Origin of the sequence: Nonomuraea sp. NPDC049758, from assembly GCF_040674635.1 — a bacterium.
GTDB lineage: Bacteria > Actinomycetota > Actinomycetes > Streptosporangiales > Streptosporangiaceae > Nonomuraea.
Genome location: NZ_JBFAMZ010000001.1, coordinates 1 through 18563 on the forward strand (window position 1 = coordinate 1; position 18563 = coordinate 18563).

The 18563-nt window shown below is 68.6% G+C and carries 10 protein-coding genes and 2 rRNA genes; 3 read left to right on the forward strand and 9 right to left on the reverse strand.

The window, feature by feature from the left end; genetic code table 11:
* Positions 1-2019 (reverse strand): 23S ribosomal RNA (locus tag AB0J46_RS00005); the annotation flags it as partial.
* Between the two features lie 337 nt (positions 2020-2356).
* Positions 2357-3878, reverse strand: a 16S ribosomal RNA gene (locus AB0J46_RS00010).
* A 521-nt stretch (positions 3879-4399) separates the two neighbouring features.
* Here AB0J46_RS00010 and AB0J46_RS00015 point away from each other — a divergent pair.
* A complete protein-coding gene (locus AB0J46_RS00015; RefSeq protein WP_364324250.1) occupies positions 4400-5425 on the forward strand; it encodes an AI-2E family transporter in 1026 nt (341 codons plus the stop codon).
* On the opposite strand, the gene AB0J46_RS00020 is transcribed toward AB0J46_RS00015, so the two are convergent.
* Positions 5402-6124, reverse strand: a complete 723-nt coding sequence (locus AB0J46_RS00020; protein ID WP_364324253.1) for a helix-turn-helix transcriptional regulator — start codon at positions 6122-6124, stop codon at positions 5402-5404. The two genes, AB0J46_RS00015 and AB0J46_RS00020, sit on opposite strands and share 24 nt — an antisense overlap.
* A 36-nt stretch (positions 6125-6160) precedes the next feature.
* Positions 6161-7015 carry a hypothetical protein gene (locus AB0J46_RS00025; protein WP_364324256.1) on the reverse strand — a complete coding sequence of 285 codons (855 nt, stop codon included), beginning with the start codon at positions 7013-7015 and terminating at the stop codon, positions 6161-6163.
* Between the two features lie 340 nt (positions 7016-7355).
* Between AB0J46_RS00025 and erm the strand changes: the two genes are divergently transcribed.
* Complete coding sequence (gene erm / locus AB0J46_RS00030) at positions 7356-8183, forward strand: ErmE/ErmH/ErmO/ErmR family 23S rRNA (adenine(2058)-N(6))-methyltransferase (RefSeq protein ID WP_364324259.1); 828 nt, start codon at positions 7356-7358, stop codon at positions 8181-8183.
* Here erm and AB0J46_RS00035 read toward each other — a convergent pair.
* Entirely contained in the window at positions 8169-9512 is a 1344-nt protein-coding gene (locus AB0J46_RS00035) for a hypothetical protein (RefSeq protein ID WP_364324262.1), read from the reverse strand. The two genes, erm and AB0J46_RS00035, sit on opposite strands and share 15 nt — an antisense overlap.
* A gap of 117 nt (positions 9513-9629) precedes the next feature.
* Here AB0J46_RS00035 and AB0J46_RS00040 point away from each other — a divergent pair, with 117 nt between their 5' ends.
* Entirely contained in the window at positions 9630-11219 is a 1590-nt protein-coding gene (locus AB0J46_RS00040; protein ID WP_364324265.1) for a molybdopterin-dependent oxidoreductase, read from the forward strand.
* Here the strand turns inward: AB0J46_RS00040 and AB0J46_RS00045 are convergent.
* From AB0J46_RS00045 to AB0J46_RS00060, 4 genes are all read right to left on the reverse strand, one after another.
* Complete coding sequence (locus AB0J46_RS00045) at positions 11206-13032, reverse strand: glycoside hydrolase family 18 protein (protein WP_364324268.1); 1827 nt, start codon at positions 13030-13032, stop codon at positions 11206-11208. The genes AB0J46_RS00040 and AB0J46_RS00045 overlap by 14 nt on opposite strands.
* Positions 13029-14687 (reverse strand): carbohydrate binding domain-containing protein, encoded by a 1659-nt coding sequence (locus AB0J46_RS00050; RefSeq protein ID WP_364324271.1) that lies wholly within the window; start codon positions 14685-14687, stop codon positions 13029-13031. The genes AB0J46_RS00045 and AB0J46_RS00050 overlap by 4 nt, the downstream gene beginning before the upstream one ends.
* Before the next feature lie 76 nt (positions 14688-14763).
* A complete protein-coding gene (locus AB0J46_RS00055; protein WP_364324274.1) occupies positions 14764-16452 on the reverse strand; it encodes a carbohydrate-binding protein in 1689 nt (562 codons plus the stop codon).
* A complete protein-coding gene (locus tag AB0J46_RS00060; protein WP_364324277.1) occupies positions 16449-18269 on the reverse strand; it encodes a glycosyl hydrolase family 18 protein in 1821 nt (606 codons plus the stop codon). Before AB0J46_RS00060 ends, AB0J46_RS00055 begins: the two co-directional genes overlap by 4 nt.
* Positions 18270-18563 lie beyond the last annotated feature (294 nt).

Below are 18563 nucleotides of genomic sequence, written 5' to 3' on the forward strand. Positions count from 1 at the left end.
CATCGTCTTACGACTTCGCACGGACCTGTGTTTTTAGTAAACAGTCGCTTCCCCCTGGCCACTGCGACCCCCACCAGCTCCGAGTGCAAGACTCATCACCAGCAGAGGTCCCCCTTCTCCCGAAGTTACGGGGGCAATTTGCCGAGTTCCTTAACCACAGTTCACCCGATCGCCTTAGTATTCTCTACCTGACCACCTGAGTCGGTTTAGGGTACGGGCCGCCACAACACTCGCTAGAGGCTTTTCTCGGCAGCATAGGATCATCCACTTCACCACAATCGGCTCGGCATCACATCTCAGGATACGTGTGAGGCGGATTTGCCTACCTCACTCCCTACATGCTTACCCCAGGACTACCATCGCCTGGGCTGGACTACCTTCCTGCGTCACCCCATCGCTTACCTACTACCCGATCGGATCGAGCGTTCACTCTGACCCCAAGCCCGAAGGCTTTAGGCGAGTTAAGGACTCTTAGCATCACGAGGTTCGATATGGGCGCGTTAAAGCGGGTACGGGAATATCAACCCGTTGTCCATCGACTACGCCTGTCGGCCTCGCCTTAGGTCCCGACTTACCCTGGGCGGATTAGCCTGCCCCAGGAACCCTTGGTCATCCGGCGCGAGGGTTTCTCACCCTCGATTCGCTACTCATGCCTGCATTCTCACTCGCACAGCCTCCACAACTAGATCACTCTGCTGCTTCGCCGGCTGCACGACGCTCCCCTACCCATCCAGCACACAAGGCGCTGAATGCCACGACTTCGGCGGTGTGCTTGAGCCCCGCTACATTGTCGGCGCAGAATCACTTGACCAGTGAGCTATTACGCACTCTTTCAAGGGTGGCTGCTTCTAAGCCAACCTCCTGGTTGTCTCTGCGACTCCACATCCTTTCCCACTTAGCACACGCTTAGGGGCCTTAGTCGGTGATCTGGGCTGTTTCCCTCTCGACTACGAACCTTATCGCCCGCAGTCTCACTGCCACGCTCTCACTTACCGGCATTCGGAGTTTGGCTGACGTCAGTAACCTTGTCGGGCCCATCGGCCATCCAGTAGCTCTACCTCCGGCAAGAAACACGCGACGCTGCACCTAAATGCATTTCGGGGAGAACCAGCTATCACGGAGTTTGATTGGCCTTTCACCCCTACACACAGGTCATCCCCCAGGTTTTCAACCCTGGTGGGTTCGGTCCTCCACCCAGTCTTACCTGAGCTTCAACCTGCCCATGCGTAGATCACTCCGCTTCGGGTCTACAGCATGCGACTCAAACGCCCTATTCAGACTCGCTTTCGCTACGGCTCCCCCACACGGGTTAACCTCGCCACACACCATAACTCGCAGGCTCATTCTTCAAAAGGCACGCAGTCACATCACACAAGAACCGAAATCCTTGTACGCTCCTACGGCTTGTAGGCACACGGTTTCAGGTACTATTTCACGACCCCTCACCGGGGCACTTTTCACCTTTCCCTCACGGTACTCGTGCACTATCGGTCATCAGGGAGTATTTAGGCTTACCAGGTGGTCCTGGCAGATTCACACAGGATTTCTCGGGCCCCGTGCTACTTGGGATCCCCTCAAGAAGCCTTCAAGATTTCGCCTACCCGGCTCTCACGGTCTACGGCAGCCCTTCCCAGAGCTTTCGACTACCTCAAAGGTTTATCACTTCTTGTGGCTTCGGCAGAAACCACCAGAGGGTCCCACGACCCCGGACATGCAACACCTGCCGGCTATCACACACGCCCGGTTTAGCCTCATCCGCTTTCGCTCACCACTACTCACGGAATCACTGTTGTTTTCTCTTCCTACGGGTACTGAGATGTTTCACTTCCCCGCGTTACCACCAACCGCCCTATACATTCAGGCGGAGGCAACACCACATGACTGGTGCTGGGTTTCCCCATTCGGACATCCCCGGATCAACGTCTGGTTGGCGACTCCCCGAGGCTTAACGCAGCCTCCCACGTCCTTCATCGGCTCCTGATGCCAAGGCATCCACCGTGTGCCCTAAAAAACTTGGCCACAAAGATGCTCGCGTCCACTATGCAAATCTCAAACAACAAACAGCAACCACATCCACACCAGAAAAGTTCATCCGATGCTTCAGTGGCCCTGTACTGAGGTGCAAACGAACAATCAGTCCGTTTCCTCAGGACCCAACAGTGTGTCCGACACCCCGTAACCCCACAACCGCCGTTCCCACTCCCCACCTCCGAAAAGGTTGGGCGGTACTTGCCGGTCGGCGATCACGCCGTGCCGAGTAGCCAGTGCTCCACTAATGAGCTGCCGTGTGCAGAACATTCGCCTGCAGTCACAGCGTGGACCCCGGAGACGATGCTCCAGGACCGGTGCTCCTTAGAAAGGAGGTGATCCAGCCGCACCTTCCGGTACGGCTACCTTGTTACGACTTCGTCCCAATCGCCAGCCCCACCTTCGACCGCTCCCCCCAGCAAGCTGGTTGGGCCACGGGCTTCGGGTGTTGCCGACTTTCGTGACGTGACGGGCGGTGTGTACAAGGCCCGGGAACGTATTCACCGCAGCGTTGCTGATCTGCGATTACTAGCGACTCCGACTTCATGGGGTCGAGTTGCAGACCCCAATCCGAACTGAGACCGGCTTTTAGGGATTCGCTCCACCTCGCGGTTTCGCAGCCCTCTGTACCGGCCATTGTAGCATGTTTGCAGCCCAAGACATAAGGGGCATGATGACTTGACGTCATCCCCACCTTCCTCCGAGTTGACCCCGGCAGTCCCCCATGAGTCCCCACCACCCCGAAGGGCGTGCTGGCAACATGGAGCAAGGGTTGCGCTCGTTGCGGGACTTAACCCAACATCTCACGACACGAGCTGACGACAGCCATGCACCACCTGTCACCCAGTCCGAAGAGGCACCCATCTCTGGGTGTTTCCGGGTGATGTCAAACCTTGGTAAGGTTCTTCGCGTTGCGTCGAATTAAGCAACATGCTCCGCCGCTTGTGCGGGCCCCCGTCAATTCCTTTGAGTTTTAGCCTTGCGGCCGTACTCCCCAGGCGGGGCGCTTAATGCGTTAGCTCCGGCACGGAACCCGTGGAAGGGTCCCACACCTAGCGCCCAACGTTTACAGCGTGGACTACCAGGGTATCTAATCCTGTTCGCTCCCCACGCTTTCGCTCCTCAGCGTCAGGTAAGGCCCAGCAAGCCGCCTTCGCCACCGGTGTTCCTCCTGATATCTGCGCATTTCACCGCTACACCAGGAATTCCACTTGCCCCTACCTACCTCTAGCCGGCCCGTATCCACCGCAGACCCGCAGTTAAGCTGCGGGCTTTCACGGCAGACGCGACCAGCCACCTACGAGCTCTTTACGCCCAATAATTCCGGACAACGCTTGCGCCCTACGTATTACCGCGGCTGCTGGCACGTAGTTAGCCGGCGCTTCTTCTGCAGGTACACGTCAACTTCGTCCCTGCTGAAAGAGGTTTACAACCCGAAGGCCGTCATCCCCCACGCGGCGTCGCTGCGTCAGGCTTCCGCCCATTGCGCAATATTCCCCACTGCTGCCTCCCGTAGGAGTCTGGGCCGTGTCTCAGTCCCAGTGTGGCCGGTCGCCCTCTCAGGCCGGCTACCCGTCGTCGCCTTGGTAGGCCACTACCCCACCAACAAGCTGATAGGCCGCGAGCCCATCCCCAACCGAAAAGACTTTCCACCACCACCCGATGCCGGGGGCGGTCGTATCCGGTATTAGACCCAGTTTCCCGGGCTTATCCCAGAGTCAGGGGCAGGTTGCTCACGTGTTACTCACCCGTTCGCCGCTCGAGTACCCCGAAGGGCCTTTCCGCTCGACTTGCATGTGTTAAGCACGCCGCCAGCGTTCGTCCTGAGCCAGGATCAAACTCTCCAAACAATGCTTGGAAAAGTGGTTGAACCCAACCAAAAAGGAATCCGTCCATCCGAAGATTTGGACGGGGTTATGCATGTGTTTCATGCACTGGCTTTTAACACACTGTTGAGTTCTCAAGAAACGGACGCGTACTTCCTCACCAGAACCCGTTCCCGGATCCCCGCTCAGAGGCGTTCATTTCGTCTTGCGTTCTTTCGTTGTGTCTTAATTCTTTCAGCCGTTCAAGTCTCTGTCAAATTGACCGGACTTGCTTCGACCTGCTGGAATTAAGTCGCGCCCCGCTTCCGGGACAACCCCTCTAACTTACTCCCAAGCCCGACTCTTGTCGAATCGACCTTCCGTTGGACGCGAACGTCCGCCGGAGTGGCAGTGTCTGGAGGTGGCCCCCGAGTGAGGTCGGCGATCAACGCCTTCCTCGTGGGACTGGTGAACTCTATGTACGGTCCCCAGAACCGTCAAATCGGCGACCCGCCACGCGTCGGGAAGGCATGGTGGGTAGGTATTCCGGCGTGCGAGATCAATCCGTGCCGAGAGCACTCATCCTCCTGGTGGGCATCGCCGGCGCGGTGATCGCTCTGTTCGGGCTGCGCGAGATCAATTCCATCGTCGGGCCCGTCGTGCTGGCGCTCGTGCTGGTCATCGCCGTGGCGCCGGTACGCAGCTGGCTGACGGCGCGGCGGGCGCCCATATGGGTGCAGGTGGCGGTGCCGTTCCTGATCGTGGTGCTGGTGCTGCTCGGCATGGTGGGGATCCTGACGATCTCCGTCACCCAGCTCGCCTCCCTGCTGCCGACGTACGCCAAACAGTTCGAGGAGCTGCTGGCGGCGTCGCAGCACTGGGCCGGCACCCACGGTCTGGGCAACGACGTGCTGGCCAAGGCGGTGCAGGCGTTCGATCCCGGCCGGATGCTGGGGCTGGCGCAGAGCCTGCTCGGGAGCCTGATCGGCGTGTTGTCGAGCCTGTTCCTGATCGTGGTGCTGTTGCTGGCGATGTGCCTCGACGCGCCGGTGACGGCGCGGATCCTCACCACCGGCGAGGGGAACCGGCCGCAGCTGGTGACGGCGCTGGCGACGTTCGCGCACAAGACGCGGCGGTATCTCATCGTCTCGACCGTCTTCGGGCTGATCGACGCGGTTCTCGACGTCATCGTGCTGTCGTTGCTGGACGTGCCGTTGCCGCTGTTGTGGGGGGTGCTGGCGTTGATCGCCAACTACATCCCGAACATCGGGTTCGTCATCGGGCTGCTGCCGCCCGCCCTGCTGGCGCTCCTGCACGGCGGCGTCAAGACGATGGTGCTGGTCGTCGTGGCCTACATCGTCATCAACGTGGTCACGCAGTCGTTCATCATGCCGAAGTTCCTGGGGGACGCGGTGGGGCTCTCGACCACGATGACGTTCCTGTCGCTGATCGTGTGGACGTTCATGCTGGGGCCGCTCGGCGCGATCCTGGCGATCCCGCTCAGCCTGCTGGCGCGGGCGGTGCTGATCGACAGCGACCCGAGCGCGAAGTGGGTGCAGGCGCTGGTGTCAGGGAAGATGCCGGACGGGTGAGAGCAGGCGGCCCAGCGGGACGCCGCTCAGCCGTTTCACGTCGTGGGACAGGTGGGCCTGGTCGGCGTAGCCGGCGCGGACCGCCGCCTCCGCCGCCGGCACGCCCGCGCGGGCCAGGGTGAGCGCGCGCTGGAAGCGGACGACGCGCTGGAGGGTCTTGGGCGAGTAGCCGAAGGAGGCGACGCTGCGGCGGTGGAGCTGGCGTTCGCTGAGGCCGATGGCCCAGGCGACGTCGCGCACGCTGCGGCCCATGCGCAGTGCCCCGGCGATGGCGGGCGCGGCCGGGTCGGGGGCGGGGGTCTCGCGCAGGCGGGTCAGGACGGCGGCGCGCATGGCCGCGAGCCGCGCCGCCGGGTCGGGCGCGAGGGGCGCGTCGGACAGCAGCGGGGACGCGACGCTGAGGGCGGGCAGGGCGGCGAGCGGGACGCGGCGGTCGCGCAGCTCGTGGACCGGGACGCCGAAGACGGCGCCCGCCGCGCCGGGCTTGAAGCGGATGCCGACGTAGGCGTCGCCCGCCGCCATCGGGGTGGGCACCGGGCCGGTGTCGGGGCCGGCCACGAAGAGGCCGCCGGGCCCCCAGACGAGGTCGAGGCAGGCGTCGGGCACCACGAGCTGCGTGGTGTCGCCGTCGCTGACCTGCTGCCACACGCAGGCGACACGGCCGGAGAGAGCGTCGCCCGGGTGCCGTTCCGCGTACATGCCTCCAACGTACGCGACCCCGCCGACAGAATCCGTTCAGGCGGGCAGGCGGCCGTACGCGCGCAGGGTCTGCAGGCGTGCCACGGTCAGGTAGCCCGCCCATTCGTGGGCGACCAGCGGGGTCCAGGTGTTCCAGTTCGGCTGCCAGCCGCCTTCCGGGGACTGGGCGGCGGCCACGGCGTCCAGGTGGGGGTCGAGGGTGGCGGCGTCGAAGAGGGGCAGGGCCGACGGCGCGGGCGCGAAGTCGAGGGGGTGGTGGACCGCGCCTTCGGCGTGCGGGTCGAAGGTGACCACGGCCAGGACGGCCTCGCGCAGCCGGTCGAACTCGGCGACCGCGCGCTCGCGGTCGGGGACGTGTTCGAGGAACACGAGCAGGGCGCGGGCCTCGTACGGAGTGGTCCGCGTGAGCCCGGCGACGCGCGACCAGCAGAAGTCGGTGGCGGGCCCGAGCCAGGGGTGGGTGACGCCGTGCTTGTGCAGCAGCCCGGCGAGCGCGGCGGTGGGGTTGAGGTCGCCGGGCGGGTCGTCGGGGGCCTGCCACCAGGGCGCGCGCGGCGTGTCGCGGACGGACGGCAGCACGAACGGCACCCCGCCCCCGGCGGCCGTGATGCCCACCAGGTAGTCGCAGGCGGCGGCGACCATCGGCGAGTCGAAGGCGTCGAGCTCGTCGAGGATCCAGAAGGCGACCTCGACCGGTTGCGGCTGACTGCCGGCGCCGCGCAGGTCGGGCTCCAGGGCGTTGCCGAAGCCGCCGTCGGCGTTCTGGTAGCAGCGCAGGGCGTCGAGGACGCGGGCGCGGGAGCCGCCCGCGAACAGGGCCTCGAATCTCAGTCTGTCGATGAGCCTGCCGTGGAGTCGCAGGAACTGTGCCGCTCGGTCGAGTGTGTCCATGTCCGCTTCCGTAGAGAGAGCCGTGTCCTGCGACGCTACCGCCGGGGACGCGGACGGCTCTTGTCGGAATCGGACGCGTCGGCGGGTCACTTCATGAAGAGGACCGGGCCGCGCGGCCGGAAGGGCCGCGGCGTACCCGTGCATCACGTTTAATCGTTTGCCCTGGTGGCGCCGCCCGGCCTACTGTCGGCGCCATGTGTTCCATGTTCTGCACCGTGTTCATCCGCATCCGCCGCGGCCGGGCTCTGGCCCGCTAGCGGACGGCTGACACCGCGCGTCCGCCGGCGCGCCCAGGGCCCTTCGAGACCTGTTCATCTCGAGGACCCGAAAGGGCAGTGCTGTGGCGCAGAACTTCGCGCACGGAAACTATTCACACACCCAGAAGAACGTCAGGAACGGCGGCGGCGGTCGTACGCCCACCGACCGGCTCAGGCGTGAGCTCTCGCAGAACTTCCTGGCCGACCGGCATGCCGTGGAGCTGATGATCAAGGCGGCGGCGCCGGAGGGGCTGGTGCTCGAACCCGGCTCCGGGCCGGGGGCGCTCACGCTGGCGCTGGCCGAGGCGGGGGCGCAGGTGATCGGCTATGAGCTCGATCCCCGGCTCGCCGGGCGGCTGGCCTCGCGTACGCGCGACGATCCGCGGATCGAGGTGGTCAGGGGTGACTTCACGGCCGCGCGGGCGCCGCGTGAGCCGTTCGCGGTCGTGGGCAACATCCCGTATTCGATCACGTCGAGGATCGTCGACTGGTGCCTGCGGGCGCGGGAGCTGACCTCGGCGACGCTGCTCACCCAGCGGGAGTACGCGCGCAAGCGCACCGGCGACTACGGCCGGTGGAGCCTGGTCACGGTGTCGTCGTGGCCGTGGTTCGACTGGCGGCTGGGCGACACGATCGGCAGGGAGAGCTTCCGTCCCGTGCCGTCGGTGGACTCGGCGATCCTGCGCGTGCAACGGCGGCCCGAGCCGCTGGTGAGCGATCGGGCGGGCTACCTGGAGCTGGTCGAGCTGGGCTTCGGCGGGGTCGGCGGCTCGGTGCGTGCCTCCCTGCGCCCGCGCTACCGGGGGGTGGACGCGGCGCTCGGCGAGGCGGGCGTGCCCCGCGACGCCGTCGTGGGGCACGTGCACCCGGACCAGTGGGTGAGCCTGTGGCGACGGCTAGAGCGCCGTTGAGGCGACCTTCGGCGAGACGGCGGCGACTCGGTCCTGGGCCGTCGACACGCGACGGGCCCAGGGCATCGCCAGCAGCAGCACCGGCAGCAGCACGATGGAGGCCCGTGACCAGTCGCGGTGGAGGTACCACCAGTCGTTGACGCCGAACTGCGTCATGTACAGGTAGCCGAAGGCGGCCCAGAAGGAGGTGCCGATGATGGCCGGCCAGGCCCACCTGGTCGGCCTGGCCACCAGGAACGGCATGAACCACAGCAGGTACTGGGCGCCGAGGCGGGGCGTCATGACCATGAAGATCAGCAGGATGGCCGTGGTCAGGTCGATCGGGTCGGCCCGCCGCCACAGCAGCAGGACGCCGACGACGCTGACGTAGATGAGCTTCGTGCCGAACGAGGCCAGCCCTGGCATCAGGGCCCAGTCGCCGCCGGTGAACCACGGGGTGTAGCCCCATTCGCCGACGATCGGGCGGATGTCCTGGATGGTACGGATGACGGCCGGGATCTCGTCGAGCGTGGTGCCCGCGAAGATCGGCGAGGTGAGCAGGAAGAACACCGGGACGATGCCCGTCATGACGAGCGCGGCGATCCTGGCCCGCAGGTGGGGCAGGAGCAGCAGCATGCCGGGGATCAGCCAGATCGGCCAGCTCTTGGCGCACAGCGCGAGGCCCATGAGCAGCCCGGCCAGCATGGCGCGCCGCAGGTCGGCGCGGTCGTCGGAGCCGGGCATGAGGGCGCGGCGCAGCATGGCGACAGGGCGGCGCGCCGCGGCGCCGAGGCCGGCGGCGTCGATGGCCACGCCGGGACGGTCGGGTGCGCCGGGCCCGCGGGCCACCACGAACGCGGCCACGCCGAACACGAGCGCGACCGGCTCGACCTGGCCGTGGACGCTGGCGATGAGCACGGCCAGCGGGTTGAACGCGTACTGGAGGGCGCGCAGGGACGCCTTGGGGCCGCCGGCCAGCTTGCCGACCAGCGGGATCAGCACGATGTCGGCGACGACGGTGACCAGGCGGCCGGCGTACTCCCACGGGATGCCGAGCCACAGCAGGATGCCGTAGACGTAGGGGATGGTCGGCAGGAAGTGCCAGCCGCCCTCGCTGGCCAGCACCGGGTCCTTGCCCTGCAGCACCGCCTCGCCGGCGGGCTTGAAGCTCTCCATGAAGTCGACGGGTTGCCATGAGTCGATCGCGGAGGTGTACATGATCAGCACGCGGACGGCGATGCCGACGAGCACGGCGACGTAGAGGGGCGGACGCCAGTCGCGCCACTGCGCGACGAGGGCGAGGACGACACCGGTGACGAGGACGACCCCCGTGAGAACTGCGTAATCCATGGCGGCCCCTAGCCTGCCGTAACAATCTGAGTGCCGCCACCTGGGCTTCCAATTCTTATCCCCGACATGCGGACACGTAAGGCGATAGAACATGACTGTCTGTGTTGAACTTTTTCCATGGGGGGATCGCAGGTCAACCAGGCACTGGTCAGGCTCTATTTCGAGGTGAGGGACGGGGTCCGTGACCCGGTCGCGGCCTGGGCGAAACTCACAGGCAACTCTCAGGTCTACCAGGCGCGGCGCGGGGAGCGGCGCGTCCCGCTGGACGACGCCACGGCGGCCGAGCTGGCGGCGGCGGCGATCGTGCACACGGCGTCGGAGCACGGCGCGGACCGGGTGGCGGCGCTGGCGACGTCGCCGCTGGCGGGCGTGGTGGACGGGCTGGGCGGCGCGCTGCTGACCGAGCATCCGTGCGCGTCGGAGCAGGTGCTCGGGCCGCGGTTCACCGGGCCGGGGGCCGAGGACTGGGCGCGGGCGGCGTACGTGCTGCTGTGGGGGGAGAACAACCGGCTGGCCCGGACGGCGGACACGCCCTGGGTGATCGCCGGGCGGTACAAGGGCCAGAAGGTGGTGGCGATCGGCACCCATCCGACCCGGTTGTCGGACGAGACGCTGGTCGTGCGGCCGGGCACGGACGGCGCGCTGGCGATGGCGATGGGGCACGTGCTGCTGAAGGAGTTCTTCCTGGACCGGCCGCCGTTCGCCGCGCACGCGATGGAGCGGACGGACCTGCCGTTCCTGGTGCGGCTGCGCGAGCGCGAGGACGCGTACGTGCCGGGCGGGCTGCTCGGCCGGGCCTGCGACCGGCTCAGCGTGTACGGCGGCGGCGAGGCGGTGCAGGTGCTGCTGCCGCGCTTCGACTTCGGGCCGGGCGTGCTGCGGCGCGGCGTGCCGGTCGTCAGGGACGGCGGCGAGCTGGTGACCACGGTGTTCGACCTGCTGCTGGCCGCCTACGGCGTGGCGCGGGACGGGCTGCCGGGGGTGTGGCCGCAGGGGTACGGGGACCGGGAGCCGTACACGCCGGGCTGGCAGGAGATCTACACCGGGGTGGCCGCCTCGCGGACCGTGAAGACGGCGCGGGAGCTGGGCGTGACGGCGGAGAAGACCGGCGGGCGGTGCATGATCGTGCCGGGCCGGCTGGAGACGCCGCACGCCGACACCGCCTACCGGGCGATGCTGGCGCTGCTGGTGCTGACCGGGTGCGGCAGCGGGTGGGCGCAGCCGGCGGGCGGCGCGGGGATCCCGCTGGTGCCGTACCTGTGCCTGCACGCCTGCGGCGAGGACCGTGCCGACGTGGGTGCGCTGAGCTGGGCCCTGTGCGAGGGCCTGTTCGCGCGCCGCACGTCGCGGTCGGTGCTGCTGGAGGCGGTGCGCGACGGGTGGCCGATGGCTCCCTCGCCGCGCGTGCTGGCCATCCCCCGGCCGATCTACCCGCTGCCGCCGGAGGTCGACCTGCTCATCGGCCCCGACGAGCAGTGCGACCTCGCGCCGCCGGACGCGGGCCTGGTGGCCGAGGCGGTGGCCCGGCTGGCCGGGCGGACGTCCCGGGCGGACCCGGACGGCACGCCGGCGGACGGGCGCATGCGCCTGATGGTCGACCACGCCTGGATGCACGAGTACGGCGAGGCGCTGCCGACCTACCGTCCGCCGGGGTTGGGGGTGCCGCTCAAGCCCACCCAGCTCGTCCGGCCGTTCACAGGCCGTTGAGGTAGGCCCGGTGGCTCCTTGAGAACTCGAAGGCGTTGTACCTGTCCCAGTTGATCGACCAGGTCATCAGGCCGCGCAGGTTCGGGTAGACGCCGCGTGGCTTGTAGGCGCCACAGTTGCTGCCCTTGGCCAGGCAGTCGAACGCCTTCTGGACCTCGGCGACGGTGGTGAACCCGTTGCCCGCGTTGGGCGAGGCGGGCAGTCCGATGGCCACCTGGTCCTGGCGCAGCGGCGGGAACACGTTGTTCGGGTTGCCCATGATCGGGAAGCCGGCCAGCAGCATGTCCGTCATGGCGACGTGGAAGTCGTGGCCGCCCATCGTGTGGTACTGGTTGTCCAGGCCGGTGATCGGGCCGGAGTTGTAGTCCTGCACGTGCAGCAGGGTCAGGTCGTCGCGCAGGGCGTGGATGACCGGCAGGTAGGAGGCGGCCCTGCTGTCGGCCGAGCCGTTCGGGCCAGGGCCGTAGAACTGGTAGCCGAGCTGCACGAAGAACGTCTCGGGCGCCATGGTGAGCACGAACTTGGCGCCGTAGCGGCTCTTGAGCGCGCGCAGCGCGGAGATCAGGTTGACGACGACGGGCGTGGTGGGGTTGGCCAGGTTCGTGTCGCCCTGGTTGAGGTAGAGGGAGTGGCCCTCGAAGTCCACGTCGAGGCCGTCCAGGCCGTACCTGTCGATGATGGCCGCGACCGACTCGACGAACTTGTCCCTGGCGGCCGTGGTGGTGAGCTGCACCTGGCCGTTCTGGCCGCCGATGGAGACGAGCACCTTCTTGCCCTGGGCCTGCTTGGCCTTGATGGCGGCGACGAAGTCCGCCTCGGGTTCGACGTTGGGGCACTCGGCGACCGGGCACTGGCGGAAGCGGATGTCGCCGGAGGTCACCGAGGTGGGCTCGCCGAAGGCGAGGTTGATGACGTCCCATTCGGCGGGCACGTCGGCCATGCGGATGTAGCCGGAGCCGTTGGCGAAGGAGGCGTGCAGGTAGCCGACCAGGACGCGTTTGGGCAGTCCGCCTCCCCCGCCGCCGCCCGCGGTCGTGGTGCCGGTGGCCTCGGCGGTGTAGGGCGAGCAGTTGCCGGCGGCGTCGCAGGCGCGGACCTTGAAGCGGTAGGAGGTGGAGGCGGCCAGGCCGGTGGCGGTGTGGCTGGTGGCGGTCACGGCGACCGGGGCGCCGCCGTCGCGGGAGACCTCGTACCGGTCCACGCCGACGTTGTCGGTGGCGGCCGACCAGGTGGCGGTGAGCGAGCTGCTCGTCGCGCCGCCCACGGTCAGGTTGCCGGGGACGGTGGGAGCCTGGGTGTCGCCGCCGCCTCCGCCGCCGGGCGCGCCGTCCAGGACGACGTCGTCGGCGAGGTAGGCGCTCTGGCCGTACCAGGAGTTGATGTAGATGGTCACGGACGTGGTGGTGGCGCCGGTGGTGAACGTGGTGCGCAGCTGCGTCCAGGCCGAGCCGGGCGAGCCCCAGGTCTGGGGGTCGGTGCCGCCGGTGCCGGTCGCGCCGAGGAAGACGTAGCCGCCCTGCACCCAGGCCGACAGCGTGTACGACGACGACGGCTGCACCTTGACCTGCTGCTGGCAGCGGGCGAGGTCGGCCCCCGCCGGGGTGGCCTTGAGCGCCTTCGTCCCGCCGTGGACGGGCGAGGTGACGGCCGCGGCGCCGGCGGAGGCGCTGCAGGTCCAGCCGGTCAGCCCGTCCTCGAAGCCGGGGTTGACGGCGATGTTGGCCGCCAGGGCGGGGGTGGCGGTCAGGCCCGCCGTGCCGAGGGCGAGCGCGACCGCCGCGACGGCGGTGCGCCACCTGAAGATGCCGCTCATCCGGTGAACCCCTTGAAGATGGTCGTGAACTCGTAGCTGGACTGGGAGATCCCGCTGCAGGTCGGTGAGACCTGGCCGTTGGGGCAGCCGCCGTTGTCGCGGGCGGCCGACCAGAAGCCGACGAATCCGATGTGGTTGCTGTTGGCCCAGGTCAGGAGCTTGCGGGCGTCGGCCTGGGTGGTGGTCATGCCGGTGTCGTTCTTGCCGATCATGGGGGTGACGCCGAGCGCGCGCCTGAGCTGGGCGTCGCTCCTGGCCGGCCAGACGCCCTTCATCTGGCCGAGCGTGGCCTGGGCGGCGGCGGTCATCGCGTCGCCCCAGTTGCCGGTGTAGCCGAAGTTCATCAGCATGGGGTTGACGATCACGTCGAGGCCCTTGGCGGCGGCGTCCTGGAGGATCTGCAGCGAGAACGGGTCCACGCCGTAGTCCTGGCCCTGCACGCGCAGCGTGTAGCTGATCACCGTGCCGCGTTCGGTCTGCAGCTGCTTGAGCGCGGTGTTGACCTTGTTCGCGTCGATGCTCGCCTCGACGTCGACGTCCAGGTGGTTGGTGCCGACGGTGTCGAGCACCTTCTTGTAGGCGGCCAGCAGCGCCGCCGAGGTGCCGCAGGCGTGCTCCAGGTACGGTCCGACCGCGCCGCCGCTGGCCACGACCACCTGGCCGCCCTGGGCCTGGAGGGCCTTGACGTCGTTGACGATCCGGGCGTCGGCGAGCGGGATCGTGCCGCCCCAGGCCGGGTTGCAGCCGCTGCTGTCGCCGAGGACGAACGCCAGCGTGTGGTTCTTCACGCCGGTCGCGCCGGCCGCGCCCACCAGGGACGGGCTGGTCATCGTGATGTCGATGTAGGGGGCGTACCGGATGTCGCCGGCAGGCGGGACGGTGTCCTTGGAGGTGCGGCCGCTGACCGGGGGCGAGTAGGCCGAGCAGTTGCCGGCGGCGTCGCAGGCCCGCACGCGGAAGGCGTAGGAGGTGTCGGGGGTGAGGCCGGTCGCGGTGTGGCTGGTCGTGGCGACGGCGACGGGGGCCGCGTCGTCCCTGGAGACCTCGTAGCGGGCCACCGAGCCGGAGTCGTCGGTGGAGGGCGACCAGGTCACCGTCAGGGAGGTGCCGGTGGGGCCGCCGACGGCCACGCCGCCGGGGACGGTCGGCGCCTGCGTGTCGGGCGGGCCGCCGGGGCCGTCGAGGACGACGTCGTCGGCGGTGTAGGCGCTCTGGCCGTACCAGCCGCTGACGTACACGGTCACGGAGGTGGTGGTGGCGCCGGTGGTGAAGGACGTTTTGAGCTGGCCCCACTGGTTGCCGGGGGCGCCCCACGTGCTGGCGTTGACGCCGGCGCCGGTCGCGCCGAGGAAGACGTAGGAGCCCTGGGCCCAGGCCGAGAGCTGGTAGGCGGTGCCGGGCTTGACCGTGACGGTCTGCTGGCAGCGGGCGAGGTCGGAGCCCTGCGGGGTGGCCTGGAGCGCCTGCGTGCCGCCGTGCGCGGGGGTGGTGACGGCCTGCGCGCCGGCCGGGCAGGTCCAGCCGCTCAGGCCGGACTCGAACCCGGGGTTGGACAGGATGTTCGCGGCGGCGGCCGGGGTGGCGTGCAGGACGGTGAGTCCCAGTGCGGCCAGGGCCGTGGCCGCCAGTCCGCGCAGTCTCGTGCGGGGTCTCATGAGGGTCCTTTCGGGGGGGTGCGGACCGCGCGCCGGTGCGGCCCGCCACCGGGGGGTGGCGGGCCGCCTCAGCGGGTCAGAAGCCAGCGGTGATCTTGGTGAACTCCCAGTTGTCCTGGGCGATGCCGCTGCAGTTCTCCGCGACGCCGCCGCCGGGGCAGGGGCGGTCGCGGTTGACCGACCAGAAGGCGAGCCTGGTCAGGCCGTGGGAGTTGGCGTAGTCGCGGATCTGGGTCCAGGTGCTCTGGTTGGTGAGCTCCTGCTGGTCGGACAGGCCGTTCATGCCGGAGATGCCCATGTGGGCGTACGCCTGGGCGTCGGTCCAGCCCTGGGCGGTCTTCAGGGCGTTCTTCAGCCCTTCGGCCGCGTTGACGGTGTTCTGGTACATGTTGGCGCCGCCGCCGAAGTCGAACGGCATGATCGTGTAGTTGTCGATCGGCACCGCCAGTTCCTTGGCGCGGTTGATCAGGCGGGTGCCGTAGTAGGTCGGGCCGGTGGTCGCGGTGCCGAAGGTGACGGCGATCTTGACGTTCGGGTTGGCCGCCTTGACGATCTTGAGGGCGTTCAGGATGCGGTCCTGGACGGTCAGGTTCTCGAACTCGTCGGTGTTCTCGATGTCGAAGTCCACCACGGCCGGGCCGACGGCGTTGATGACCTTCTGCACCGCGCCGGCGAACAGTTCGGGCGTGGAGCAGTTCGGGCCGAGCTTGTTGCCCTGCCAGCCGCCGAAGGACACCTGCACGCTGCCGCCGGCCGCCTTGATGGCCGAGATGGCCTGCGCGTCCTGGCCGCCGGTCAGCGGGCGCTGCCCGTCCCAGGCCGGGTTGCAGCCGTTGCTGGCCAGGATGAAGGCCATCGTGAACGACTTGATGCCGGTCGCGCTCATCACCGTGGTGGGAGAGGGCGGGTCGCCCCAGCCGGTGTAGAGGTAGGGTGCGCCGGGCATCTTGCCGCCGGTCGGGCAGCCGGTCGTGGTCGCCGAGACGTCACGCCCGGCCGACTCGCCCACCGAGTTGTACGCCTTGACGGTGTAGGTGTGGCTCTGGCAGGCGCTCAGCCCGGAGATCGTCGTGCTGGTCCCGGTGACCTCGGCCTTCTGGGTCGCCCCCTCGTAGACGCGGTACCCGGTCACCGTGCCGGAGGAGGCGCCCCACGACAGCGCGATGCTGGTGTCGGTCACGGTCGTGGTGACCGTGCCGGGCTGGCCGGGCGTGCCGGTGCCGCCGGGGGTGGTCACGCTGAGCGCGTTGCTGACGCCGGACAGGTTCCCCGCGGCGTCGCGGGCCCGGACGGTGTAGCTGTAGGTGGTCGAGGCCGTCAGCCCGTTGTCGGTGTACGTCGTGCCGGTCGCGGTGCCGACCTGGGTGCCGCCGCGGTAGACGTTGTAACCGGTCACGCCGACGTTGTCGGTGGAGGCGTCCCAGGCCAGGCCGGCGCTGGTGGCGGTGACGGTGGTCGAGCGCAGGTTGCCGGGCACCGACGGCGGGGTGGGGTCGCCTCCGCCGCTGCCCTGCTTCCAGAGCGCGGGCACGTTCGGCGGCTCCCAGCCGGGCTGGGAGGTGTGACCCTGGAGGGCCACGTAGTCCACGCCGTTGTAGGTGACGGCGGCGCCGGTGGCGTAGGCGGTCCACGGCGCCCAGGCGGCGGCCAGCTGCTGCTGGGCGGCGGCGCCGTAGGCGGTGGGGACGCCCGTGGCCAGGCCGGCCCCGGTGAGGGCGATGGCCAGGCCGGCCACCGAGCTGATCAGTCTGCTGCGTAATCTCATGGCATTCCCTGAAGGTGCGGCTTGACGGTCTTGGAGAAGGACCAGTTGTTGCTGGCGTCCCAGTTGATGGACCAGGTCATCGCGCCCCGGATGTCCGGGTAGGCGCGCGGCGGCACGAAGGATCCGCAACTGGTGCGCTTGGCCAGGCAGTCGAGCGCCTGGTTGACGAGGGAGGGCGAGACGACGCCGCCGCCCGCGGCGCCGGGCCCGGCCGGCAGGCCCAGTGCCACCTGGTCGGGGCGCAGGCCGTTCTCCAGCTGGATGCAGGCCAGGGCGGTCATGAAGTTGACCGTCCCCTGCGAGTACGCCGCGGACTGGTCGCAGCCGAGCATGGAGCCCGAGTTGTAGTACTGCATGTTGACGACCGTGAGGATGTCCTTGATGTTCAGGGCGAGCTTGAAGTACTCCATCCCGGTCGACTGCATGTCGATGGTCTGCGGGGCCATCATGATGATCAGTCCGCTGCCGGCCTTCGCGCGCAGCGCCCGCAGGGCCTGGCCCATGTAGGTGGCGTTGAGGCCGTTCTCCAGGTCGATGTCCACGCCGTCGAAGCCGTAGCTCTGCATCAGCGCGTACACCGTGTCGGCGAACTTCGTGGCGGCCGCGCCGCTGGAGACCTGCACGCGGCCGGCCTCGCCGCCGACCGACAGGATGACCTTCTTGCCGCGCTGGTGCAGGGCCTGCACGTCGGCCTTGAACTGGGCGTCGGTGTAGCCGCCGAGCGCGGTGGAAAGGCCCGGGTCGACCGAGAAGACGACCTCGCCCGCGGTGGAGGTGGCCTCGCCGAAGGCGACGGCGACGACGTCGTACTCGTTGGGCACGGCCGACAGCTTGAGCTCGGTCGCGGCGTTGACGAAGTTGTGCCAGTAGCCGGTCAGGAAGTGCTTGGGCAGCGGGTCGGTGGTGCAGCCCGGCGTGGTGAAGGTCACGGCGTCGCTGGGCGGGCCGTCGCCGGCCGCGTTGGAGGCGGTGACCGTGACCGAGTACGAGGTGCAGGCGGTCAGGCCGGTGAGGGTGTGGGAGGTGCCGGTCACCGTGGCGACCTGCGAGCCGTTGAGGCGGACCCCGTAGCCGGTGGCGCCGTTGACTGCCGGCCAGCTGAGCGTGGCGCCGGTCTGGGACGTGCCGGTCACGGTGATCGGGCCGGCCTTGCCGGGCACGCCGGTGCCGCAGCCCGTGGTGGTCGCGGTCACGGCGTCGCCGGCGGCCGACTCGCCCGCCGAGTTGTACGCCTTGACGGTGTAGGTGTGGCTCTGGCACGTCCCGAGCCCGGAGATCGTCGCCGTGGTGCCGGTGACGGTGGCCTTGACGACGCCGCCTTCGTAGACGCGGTAGCCGGTCACCGTGCCGGCGGAGGCGCCCCAGGACAGGGCGATGCTGGTGTCGGTGCTGGTCGCGGTGGCCGTGCCGGGCTTGCCGGGGACCTCGACGGTCGTGCCGCCGCAGGAGGAGCCGTTCAGCGTGCAGCCGGTGATGCCGGGGAAGTTGCCCGGGGCGCCGTTGAAGCCGAAGCTCGTGCTCGCCCCGGCCGCCAGCGGTCCCGCCCAGCTCGGCGCGGTGAACGTGTAGTGCTGCCCGCTCCTGGTCAGGACCGCGTCCCAGGCGGACGGGATGGAGAAGCCGGCCGGCACGTCGAACTGCACGTTCCAGGCCAAGGGGGCGGTGGTGCCGTTGACGACGGTGACCTTGCCCTCGAAGCCGGACCCCCAGTCGGCGACCTTGACGAAGGTCGCGGTGGCGGCGGCGGCGTGGGCGGGCAGGGCCAGGAGACTCAGTGCGAGGGTCGCGAGCGCTAAGAAGATCGCGCGAAATCTCACTGTCGATTTCCGTTCTTCTGGCGTGCCGTACGGCTTGCACCGGGGGGTGAGAGCGCAAGCCGTACGGCACGGGCCCGTGGAGGTGAGACACGGGCCTTTCGGGGGGTGTCGGCGCAGGCCGGTGGAGAGCAGGCGCGCGCGGAGCTTGCAGCGGCAGTCAGGGCCGGTGCGTCCGGCCGGGCCGCGTGACCGCTCCAGCGGCTGGGAAGAGGTGGGGGGGTGTGCACACCCGCAGCGCCGGGGGCGTGGCAGAAGGGGTCGTTCGGGCGGATGTCTCCGCAGCTCAGCAGCGAG